The sequence below is a fragment of the Streptomyces sp. YS-3 genome, assembly GCF_045257485.1.
Taxonomy (GTDB): Bacteria; Actinomycetota; Actinomycetes; order Streptomycetales; family Streptomycetaceae; genus Streptomyces.
On record NZ_JBJHPC010000268.1, the window covers coordinates 1 to 9,463 of the forward strand.

Consider the following 9,463-nt stretch of genomic DNA (forward strand, 5'->3'; position numbering starts at 1 on the left):
GGCCGGGGTGCGGCTCGGGATGGTCCTCGTGGCTCAGGTCAGCGCCGTCGTCGCCGTGTTCGTCGCCGTCAACGACCGGTACGGGCTCTACGGCAGCTGGGGGGACCTGCTCGGCACCGAGAGCCATGTCGCCGCCGCGCCCGACCTCGGCGCCGACGGGACCGGGGGCCGGGACCTGCGGGCCGCGCCCCGCGTCCGGCAGGCCTTCACCCCCGTCACCGGGGAGTCCGGCCTCGGCCCGGGGCTGCTGCTCACCCATCTCAGGGGCGCGGTCTCGGGCGCCGAGGGCGAGGTGTACGTATGGCTGCCGCCGCAGTACGGCGAAGCGGCGTACCGGAACAAGGACTTTCCCGTCGTCGAGCTGCTCGCCGGGTATCCCGGCTCCGCGCGGGACTGGTGGAACAACCTCGACGCGCAGACGCAGCTGCGGCCGATGATGGAGCGCGGCGAGGTCGCGCCGTTCATCCTCGTCGAGCCGCGCACCACCCTGCTGCCCGGCCGGGACACCGGCTGCGCCAACGCGCCGGGCGTGGTCAACGCCGACTCCTGGCTGAGCGTGGACGTACGGAAGATGGTGACCGACACCTTCCGGGCGCGCGGGGACGCCCAGGGCTGGGCGGTCGCCGGGTTCTCGGCGGGAGCCCACTGCGCGGCCGACCTCGCGCTCGCGCACCCCGACCGCTACCGCGCCGCCGTCGGCTTCTCCGGCTACAACGACCCCGCCGCCGAACCCGACTCCATCACCGCCCACGACGCGCGGCTGCGCCGCACCACCGACCCCCTGTGGATCCTCACCCACGCCCGCCGGCCCCCGCTCGCCTCGCTCTACCTCACCGGTGAGCGGCGCGACGGGTACGACGACGCGATGGCGCTGCGGCGGGCCGCGAAGCCGCCCACCCGCGTCACCGTCGTCCCCTCCACCGGCGGCCACCGCGTGACCGTCTGGCGCCCGCTGGTTCCGGCGGCCTTCCGCTGGCTCAGCGGGGTCGTCGCTGGGCCCGTGGCCCGGGAAGCAAGTACCGGAAGAGTAAAGGCCTCGCAAAGCGGGGCAACTCCCGCCAGGACAAGCGGCTCTTCCCGTCCGTGATGAGCCTGACCGGTACCCCCTTCCTGCTGACCGCCGTCCTCGTGGCGGCGGTGGCCCTGCTGCTGCCCCTGCTCCTGTGGAGCCGGATCGGCGGCCCGGCCCTGGTGCGCGGGGCGTCCCGGCTGCTCATGCTGCTGTTCGCCCAGTTCACGGCGGTCCTCGTCGTCTTCGTGCTGGTCAACAACGCCAACGGGCTGTACGACAACTGGGACGACCTGCTGGGCACCGGCAACCACGTCAACGCGGCCCCCGACCTCGGCCCCGACGGCACCGGCGGCCAGAAGGCCGCAGCGGCGCCCAAGGTCAAGCAGGTCTTCAAGGAGTACAAGGGCAAGGTCGGCAACGGCGTCATGAAGACCACGCTCAAGGGCGCGATCTCCGGCGTCGAGGGCGATGTCGCGGTCTGGCTGCCGCCGCAGTACAACGACCCCGCGTACAAGGACAAGGCCTTCCCCGTGGTGGAGCTGCTGCCCGGCTACCCCGGCTCCATCGGCGCCTGGTTCGGCTCGCTGCACACCCAGCGCCAGCTCACCCCGATGATGCAGCGCGGCGAGGTCGCGCCGTTCATCCTCGTCTCGCCGCGCACCACGCTCCTGGACGGCCGCGACACCGGCTGCGCCAACGTGCCCGGCACCGTCAACGCCGACACCTGGATCAGCGTGGACGTACGGAAGATGATCACCGACAACTTCCGGGCCGCCACCGGCCCCGAGGGCTGGGCCGTCGCGGGGTACTCGGCGGGCGGCCACTGCGCCGCCAAGCTCGCGGTCGCGCACCCGGACCGCTACCGCGCCGGCGTCGACCTCTCCGGCTACAACGACCCGGCCGCCGAGGGCGCCTCGATCACCGCGCACGACCCCAAGCTGCGCCGCGAGTCCAACCCGCTGTGGATCCTCAAGAACGCCAAGACCCCTCCGCACACCTCGCTGTTCGTCTCCGGCGACCTCGGCGACGGCTACAACGACGGCCTGGCCCTGAAGAAGGCCGCCAAGGCGCCGACCACCGTCCACGTCGTCCGGCTCAACGGCGGCGGCCACCGCAGCAGCGTCTGGGAGCACCAGGTGCCCGACGTCTTCCGCTGGCTCACCAAGGAGCTCGGTCAGGCGGGCCGGGTCGCCCCCGCGAACGGCATCTGATCGATCGGCGCCACCCGCACCGGCGCCCCCGGGTGCGGCGCGTGGATCATCTGGCCGCCGCCGATGTAGAGCCCGACGTGGCTGATGCCCGAGTAGAAGAAGACCAGGTCGCCGGGGGCGAGGTCGGAACGGGACACCCGGGGGCCCGAGTTGATCTGCGTGTACGTGGTCCGGGGCAGCGAGACGCCCGCCGCGCTCCAGGCCGCCTGGGTCAGCCCCGAGCAGTCGAACGCGGACGGCCCGGTCGCGCCCCACACATACGGCTTGCCGAGCGCGGTGAAGGCGTACGCGACGGCCGCCGCCGCCCGGCCGCTGGGCGCCGGGAGCAGCCCGGCGGGGGCGGCGACGGGCGAACCGGGGGCGGCTGAGCGGCTCGCGCGTCCGGTGGCGCCCGCGTCCGCCCGGGCGCCGTCCTGGCTCTCGTACGCCCGGCGCTCCTCGGCGGTCAGCCGCGCGAGCAGCGCCTGCGCCGAGTCGATCTTCGACTTGACGGTCTCCTTCTGGTGCCTGAGCTCGGCCTGCCGGTCGCGCAGCTCGGTGAGGCGGCCGTCGGCGGCGGTGTGCAGCCGCTTCAGCTCGGCGAGCTGTCGGCGCACCCCGGCGACGGCGGTCGCCGTCCGGTCCCCGGCGCGCTCCTGGAAGGCCGCGTCGTCCAGGTAGCGCCGCGGGTCGGAGGAGAGCATCAGCTGGAGCGCGGGGGCGACCCCGCCGGTGCGGTACTGGGCGGTGGCGATCGAGCCCAGCGCGTTGCGCGCGCTGCCCAGCCGTTCGGCCTTGCGCGCGGCCTCGTCCTGGAGCGCGGCGACCGCCTTCTGGGCGTCGTCCGCCTTCTCCTTGGCGCCGTTGTACGCCTCGGTGGCGACCTCGGCCTCCTGGTACAGCCTGTCCACCCTGGCCTTGACCTCGGCCGGGGTCAGCCGGGGCTCGGCGTGTCCGGAGCCCTCGAAAGCGGTGGCGGTGGCGGCCCCGGCCAGTGCGAGGGTCGCCGCGGTGCGGGCGGCGGGGCCGGTGAGCGGGTGCTGCCGGGGCTTTCGATGTGCAGCCACGAGGTGCCTTCACGTCCTTCCGTGCGCATCCGGCGACGGACCGCACAGGGGGAACGGCCCGCCGCCGGATCTCTCGGCCGGCGACCGATGGCCGCGCCCCGAGGGAGCGGCGATGGGGAGTAGGTCGCCTGGGGGAGGACGCTAAACCTGGGTGACACGGGGGAGTGACGCAAAGCGCTAAGTGTTCTGTTCCGGCGCTATCGCGACCGGATATGACCGGTCCGCCATCGAGTGAGCCCCTTTCCCGGTGCCGCTGTGACCGAGGAGCCGGACGGGGCACACCTGCCCGCCGCTCCGTGATACCGGGTGGCTAGGCTCGCGGACCATGGACGTACTCATCAATGTCTTCGTCGCCCTGCACATCATCGGCATCGCCTCGCTGCTGGGCGGCTTCCTGACCCAGATGAAGGCGATGGGTGCCGGGACCGCGCGCTTCGTGCCCGCCATGCTGCACGGCGCGCTGACGATGCTGGTCACGGGCGTGGCCCTGGTGGGCCTGAACCAGGCCGACGACCACTCCGTGAACACCGCCAAGATCGGCCTCAAGCTGGCGGTCCTGGTGGTGATCCTCGGGCTGGTCTATGTGAAGCGCGACGACGAGAAGGTGGAGAAGGCGCTGTTCGGCGCGGTCGGCGGGCTGACCGTGGCGAACATCTTCATCGCGACGCTCTGGACGTGAGCGGGGGCGCGCACAGGGGCGCGCACAGGGGCGCGCACCGCGCACGCCGCTACGCGGGGCGCACGCTCCCGTAGATCGGCATGTAGTAGATCGACTCCTCGCGTACGTACGCCCCCGGCTTCGGCGCGTGGATCATCATCCCGTTGCCGATGTACATACCGACGTGGCTGATGTCGTCGTAGAAGAAGACCAGGTCACCGGGGCGCAGATCATCCGTGGCCACCCGGGTGCCGGTCTTGACCTGGTCCCAGGTGGTACGCGGCAGATCGACCCCGGCGGCCTTCCACGCGGCCTGGGTGAGCCCGGAGCAGTCGTACGAGGACGGCCCGGTCGCGCCCCACACATACGGCTTGCCGATCTGGTCGCGGGCGAACGCGAGGGCCTTGGCGGCCTTGGTGGAGGAGGACGGGGTGCCCGCCCCCGAGCCGGCGCCCGTGCCGGTCCCGGAGCCGGTACCCGTACCCGTACCCGTGCCCGTGCCCGTGTCCTTCGGTGGCTTCTTCGCGGCCTCGGCGGCTTCGGCCGCCTCCGCCGCCTTCCTGGCCGCCGCCTGCCGCGCGGCCAGCTCCGCCGCTTTCTTCCGCGCCTCCTCCTGCTTCCTCGCCTCCAGCGCCTCCAGCCGCGCCTTCTCCCGCGCGGTCAGCGTGCCCAGCAGCGTGCGCGCGGCGGCCAGCTTGGACTGCACGTCCCGCTTGCCGGCCCGCAGCGCCTCCTGGGAGGTGGTCAGGCGCTCCAGACCCCGGGCCGCCTCCGCGCGCCTGGTAGCGACGCCCGCCCGCTGGGTCTCGAAGTCCCGCAGCGCCTGCTCCTCGCGGCCGGTCAGCTGCTTCATCAGGTGGTTGCGGTCGAAGAAGGCCTGCGGGTCGTCCGCGAGCATCAGGGTCACGGTCGAGGCCATGCCGCCGGTGCGGTACTGCTCGGCGGCGTAGGAGCCGAGCACCCGGCGGGTGTCGTTCAGCCGGGCGGTGCCCCGGGCGACCTGGTCGAGCATGCCGTCGACCCGGGCGCGCTGGACCTCGGTGGCCTCCTTGGCCCGGTTGTACGTCTCCGTGGCCGTGCCCGCCTGCCGGTAGAGGTCGTCGACCTTGCGCTGGACCTCCTCGACCGTCGGCTCCGGGCCGCCGGGCGCCGCGCCCGCGCTCTGGGCCAGCATGCCCACCGAGGCGAGCGCGGCCGTGGTGATGCCGACGGCGGGAGCGGCCGGACGTATGCGGGTGCGCGGCTTGCGGTGGGAGGGCAAGGCCGACACCTCCTTACGGATCGTGCCGGGCGGGTGCGGTCCCCGGACGGGGGCGTTCCCGGTTGAGGCGGCACGCTAGCCAACTCGTGCGGTCACTGGGAAGGTTGATGTCCGACAGGCCCGATACATTCCTGTGACCTTTACGCTCCGTAGTCGTTGGTTCGTCTCCTGCGAAGGCGGCAGCGGGCTGTCAGAGCGGGGTCCTAGACTCGGGAGACGATGAGCAGCCTCTTTGACGACAGCTTCCTGGCGGACCTCCAGCCCTCCGAGGAGGAGCACCCGCCGCCGCCCGAGGACGGCCCGGTCCGCGAGGAGGTGCCGGACGACCTCTTCCAGGGCCGTTTCGACGCACCCCCGAGCCACGACGCGTACTACCGGGACGGCGCCCCGCGCCCGGTGGTCGACCCGGCGACCCTCCTGGAGGGGCTGAACGAGAACCAGCGCGCGGCCGTGGTCCACGCGGGCTCCCCCCTGCTCATCGTGGCCGGGGCGGGCTCCGGCAAGACCCGGGTGCTCACCCACCGCATCGCCCATCTGCTGGCCACCCGCGGTGTCCACCCCGGCCAGATCCTCGCGATCACCTTCACCAACAAGGCCGCGGGCGAGATGAAGGAGCGCGTCGAGCAGCTGGTCGGCCCGCGGGCGCACGCGATGTGGGTGATGACCTTCCACAGCGCCTGTGTGCGGATCCTGCGCCGCGAGTCCAAGAAGCTCGGCTTCACCTCGTCGTTCTCGATCTACGACGCGGCCGACTCCAAGCGTCTGATGGCGCTGGTCTGCCGCGACCTGGACCTCGACCCCAAGCGGTACCCGCCGAAGTCCTTCAGCGCCAAGATCTCGAACCTGAAGAACGAGCTCATCGACGAGGAGACCTTCGCCGGCCAGGCCGTCGACGGCTTCGAGAAGACCCTGGCGCAGGCGTACGCGATGTACCAGGCGCGGCTGCGTGAGGCCAACGCGCTGGACTTCGACGACATCATCATGACGACGGTCCATCTGCTCCAGGCGTTCCCGGACGTCGCCGAGCACTACCGCCGCCGCTTCCGCCATGTGATGGTCGACGAGTACCAGGACACCAACCACGCGCAGTACACCCTGGTGCGCGAGCTGGTCGGCCCGGCCGGGAAGGACGAGGCACCGGCCGAGCTGTGCGTGGTCGGTGACGCCGACCAGTCGATCTACGCCTTCCGCGGCGCCACGATCCGTAACATCCTCCAGTTCGAGGAGGACTATCCGGACGCGAAGACGATCATGCTGGAGCAGAACTACCGCTCCACGCAGACGATCCTCTCCGCCGCCAACGCGGTCATCGAGCGCAACGAGAGCCGCCGCCCCAAGAACCTGTGGACCGACGCGGGCGCGGGCGCGCGGATCACCGGCTACGTGGCCGACACCGAGCACGACGAGGCGCAGTTCGTCGCCGACGAGATCGACCGGCTCACCGACGCGGGCGACGCCAAGGCCGGTGACGTGGCGATCTTCTACCGGACCAACGCCCAGTCCCGTGTCTTCGAGGAGATCTTCATCCGCGTCGGCCTGCCGTACAAGGTCGTCGGCGGTGTGCGCTTCTACGAGCGCAAGGAGGTCCGTGACGTCCTCGCCTATCTGCGCGTCCTCGCCAACCCGGAGGACGCGGTCCCGCTGCGCCGCATCCTGAACGTGCCCAAGCGCGGCATCGGGGACCGCGCCGAGGCGATGATCGACGCGCTGTCGCTGCGCGAGAAGATCACCTTCCCGCAGGCGCTGCGCCGCGTCGACGAGGCGTACGGAATGGCCGCCCGCTCGGCCAACGCCGTCAAGCGCTTCAACCAGCTCATGGACGACCTGCGCACGATCGTCGACTCGGGCGCGGGCCCGGCCGTCGTGCTGGAGGCGGTCCTGGAGCAGACCGGCTATCTGGCCGAGCTCCAGGCCTCCACCGACCCCCAGGACGAGACCCGGATCGAGAACCTCCAGGAACTCGCCGCCGTGGCCCTGGAGTTCGAGCAGGCGCGCGGCGAGGCGGAGGGGACCGACGGCGCCGACGCGCCCACCCCCACCCTCGCCGAGTTCCTGGAGCAGGTCGCCCTCGTCGCCGACTCCGACCAGATCCCCGACGAGGACGAGGACGGCTCCGGGGTCATCACGCTGATGACCCTGCACACCGCCAAGGGCCTGGAGTTCCCGGTGGTGTTCCTCACCGGCATGGAGGACGGCGTCTTCCCGCACATGCGGGCGCTGGGCCAGGTCAAGGAGCTGGAGGAGGAGCGCCGGCTGGCGTACGTGGGCATCACCCGCGCCCGCGAGCGGCTGTATCTCACGCGTTCCTCGATGCGCAGCGCCTGGGGCCAGCCCTCGTACAACCCGCCCTCCCGCTTCCTGGAGGAGATCCCCGGCCAGCACCTGGAGTGGAAGCGCACCGGACCGATGGCCGCCCCGGCCGGACCGGTCTCGGGCAAGGGTCTCGGCGGGGGACCGTCCGCCTCGCGGACGCGCGCGGGCGCCTCGGGCTTCGCGACCCGGCGCACCAGCGACAGGCCGGTGATCGCGCTGACCGTCGGCGACCGCGTCACCCACGACCAGTTCGGTCTGGGCACGGTGGTGTCGGTGACCGGGTCGGGTTCGGACGCCCAGGCCACGATCGACTTCGGCGACGAGCGCCCCAAGAAGCTGCTGCTGCGCTACGCGCCGGTGGAGAAGCTGTAGACGGAGAAGCTGTAGACCGTTTCCGCGGAGAGCGCGCGGGCTCGGACCCGGCCGGGGGCTCGGCCTAGGTCGGGTCGAGCCCGTGGCCGCGCAGCCACGGCAGTGGGTCTATCGGCGACCCGCCGCCGGGGCGCACCTCGAAGTGCAGGTGCGGACCGGTGGAGTTGCCCGAGTTGCCCGAGTACGCGATGACGTCACCGGCCTTGACCGGCCCCGACCGCAGCTTGGTGCTGGAGAGGTGGCAGTACCAGGTCTCGGTGCCGTCGGCGGCGGTCACTATGGCCATGTTGCCGTAGGCGCTGTTCCACTGCGTACGGATCGTGCCGTCGATCGCGGACATCACCGGCGTGCCGTACGAGACCGGGAAGTCGATGCCGGTGTGCACCGACATCCAGTTGACGCCCGCCTGGCCGAAGTACGCGCTCAGGCCCCGCTGCTTGACCGGCAGCAGGAACTTGGGGCGCGCGGCCTCCTTGCGCGCGGCGGCCTCCGCCTTGCGCTGCTTCTCCGCGGCCTGACGGGCCTTGAGGTCGAGACGTTCCTGCGTCCGGCTGGCGCGGTCGGCGAAGTCGCCCGCCTCCGCGCTGAGGTTGGCGAGCTGGGTGTCCAGCTTGCTGTTGGCGGCGACCGGCTTGACCGAGGACGGGTCGGAGGCGGTGACCGCCGTGTGCGCGTCCTTGCCCTCGCCGCCGAGCCCGCTCACCGAGGCCGCGGCGACCCCGGCCACCCCCATCACACACACCGACGGCACCGCGACGGTCAGCAGGGCGGACCGCTTGGCCGGACTGCGCCGACGGCTGCGGCTGCCCGCGGGGCGGCGCCCGGAACCGGCCGCGGCGACCGCGGCCACCGGCTCGGCCGCGCCCTCGGGGTCCGACTCCTCTTCCGCGAGCGGCGTTTCGGCAGGTCCGGCGTCCAGGTCGAGCACGGGGAACTGGGTGTCGAACGCGGGGAACTGCGCGGTGCCCTCGGCCGCCGCCTCGTCCTGCCCGCTCCCGTACCCGCTCGCGGAGCCGTGCTCGTATGCCTGCTCATGCCCGGTGCCGGTCTGCGCGGGCGGCGTGTCGTGCCCGCCCATGTGCTCGACACCGACGTTCCAGGCGGCCGTGTTGTACGTCCCGGTCTCGTCGTACGTGCCCGCCGCGTATCCCGCGCCGGGCACGGTCCACTGGCCGGTCGTGTCGTAGGCGGCGTCGTACGCGAACGCGGTGGTCTCGAACTGCCCGGTCTGCTGCGCCTGGTTCCAGGCGTCGGCGTCCCACTGCCCCGTGACATCGGGCCCGGCCGACTGCGCCGGGATCGTCCACTGGCCGGTGGTGTCGTACGAAGTCTGCTGTTGAGTCTGCTGCTGGTACTGCTGCGCGCCGTAGGCGTTCCACTGGCCCGTGTCGTACGTGCCGGTGTGCTGCGCGTCGTAGTCGCCGGGGAGAGCACCGAAGAGCGGGTCGGTGCCGAGGGCGCCGGTGGCGTCCGCCGTGGAGTGGCCGTCGTATCCGGCGTACCCGGCGTGGGCGTGCTGGTCAGTCACCAACTTCTCTCTCGCCTCGGCAACAGGACCTGGGTCCGGGGCCCTGGGGAGGGGCTCCCGGT

At 72.3% G+C, this 9,463-nt stretch carries 7 protein-coding genes; 4 read left to right on the forward strand and 3 right to left on the reverse strand.

Going from position 1 to position 9,463, the window contains the following annotated elements:
• Nucleotides 1–1,087, forward strand: a 1,087-nt coding sequence (locus tag ACJA3G_RS21315) for an alpha/beta hydrolase (protein WP_406554615.1), incomplete at its 5' end; no start/stop codon positions are given.
• A complete protein-coding gene (locus ACJA3G_RS21320; protein ID WP_406554616.1) occupies nt 1,087–2,223 on the forward strand; it encodes an alpha/beta hydrolase in 1,137 nt (378 codons plus the stop codon). The genes ACJA3G_RS21315 and ACJA3G_RS21320, both read left to right, overlap by 1 nt.
• Here ACJA3G_RS21320 and ACJA3G_RS21325 read toward each other — a convergent pair.
• On the reverse strand, nt 2,187–3,269 hold the full coding sequence (locus ACJA3G_RS21325) for an NlpC/P60 family protein (protein WP_406554617.1): 1,083 nt from the start codon (nt 3,267–3,269) through the stop codon (nt 2,187–2,189). The two genes, ACJA3G_RS21320 and ACJA3G_RS21325, sit on opposite strands and share 37 nt — an antisense overlap.
• Before the next feature lie 325 nt (nt 3,270–3,594).
• On the opposite strand from ACJA3G_RS21325, the gene ACJA3G_RS21330 reads away from it, so the two are divergent.
• The gene (locus tag ACJA3G_RS21330) at nt 3,595–3,948 is read left to right on the forward strand and encodes a hypothetical protein (protein ID WP_101389673.1); all 354 of its coding nucleotides are present in this window, start codon (nt 3,595–3,597) and stop codon (nt 3,946–3,948) included.
• 49 nt (nt 3,949–3,997) lie between these two features.
• Here the strand turns inward: ACJA3G_RS21330 and ACJA3G_RS21335 are convergent, their stop codons facing one another.
• Nucleotides 3,998–5,188, reverse strand: a complete 1,191-nt coding sequence (locus tag ACJA3G_RS21335) for an NlpC/P60 family protein (protein WP_406554618.1) — start codon at nt 5,186–5,188, stop codon at nt 3,998–4,000.
• 219 nt (nt 5,189–5,407) lie between these two features.
• Between ACJA3G_RS21335 and pcrA the strand changes: the two genes are divergently transcribed.
• On the forward strand, nt 5,408–7,873 hold the full coding sequence (gene pcrA / locus ACJA3G_RS21340) for a DNA helicase PcrA (RefSeq protein ID WP_406554619.1): 2,466 nt from the start codon (nt 5,408–5,410) through the stop codon (nt 7,871–7,873).
• Nucleotides 7,874–7,937: 64 nt separating this feature from the next.
• Here pcrA and ACJA3G_RS21345 read toward each other — a convergent pair whose 3' ends face one another.
• Nucleotides 7,938–9,401, reverse strand: a complete 1,464-nt coding sequence (locus tag ACJA3G_RS21345; protein WP_406554620.1) for a M23 family metallopeptidase — start codon at nt 9,399–9,401, stop codon at nt 7,938–7,940.
• Nucleotides 9,402–9,463 lie beyond the last annotated feature (62 nt).

What these genes read in the sequence shown, in the direction of transcription:
- ACJA3G_RS21320 (WP_406554616.1), top strand. Translation starts at nt 1,087, where the DNA reads ATGAGCCTGACCGGTACCCCCTTCCTGCTGACCGCCGTCCTCGTGGCG.
- pcrA (WP_406554619.1), top strand. Translation starts at nt 5,408, where the DNA reads ATGAGCAGCCTCTTTGACGACAGCTTCCTGGCGGACCTCCAGCCCTCC.
- ACJA3G_RS21330 (WP_101389673.1), top strand. Translation starts at nt 3,595, where the DNA reads ATGGACGTACTCATCAATGTCTTCGTCGCCCTGCACATCATCGGCATC.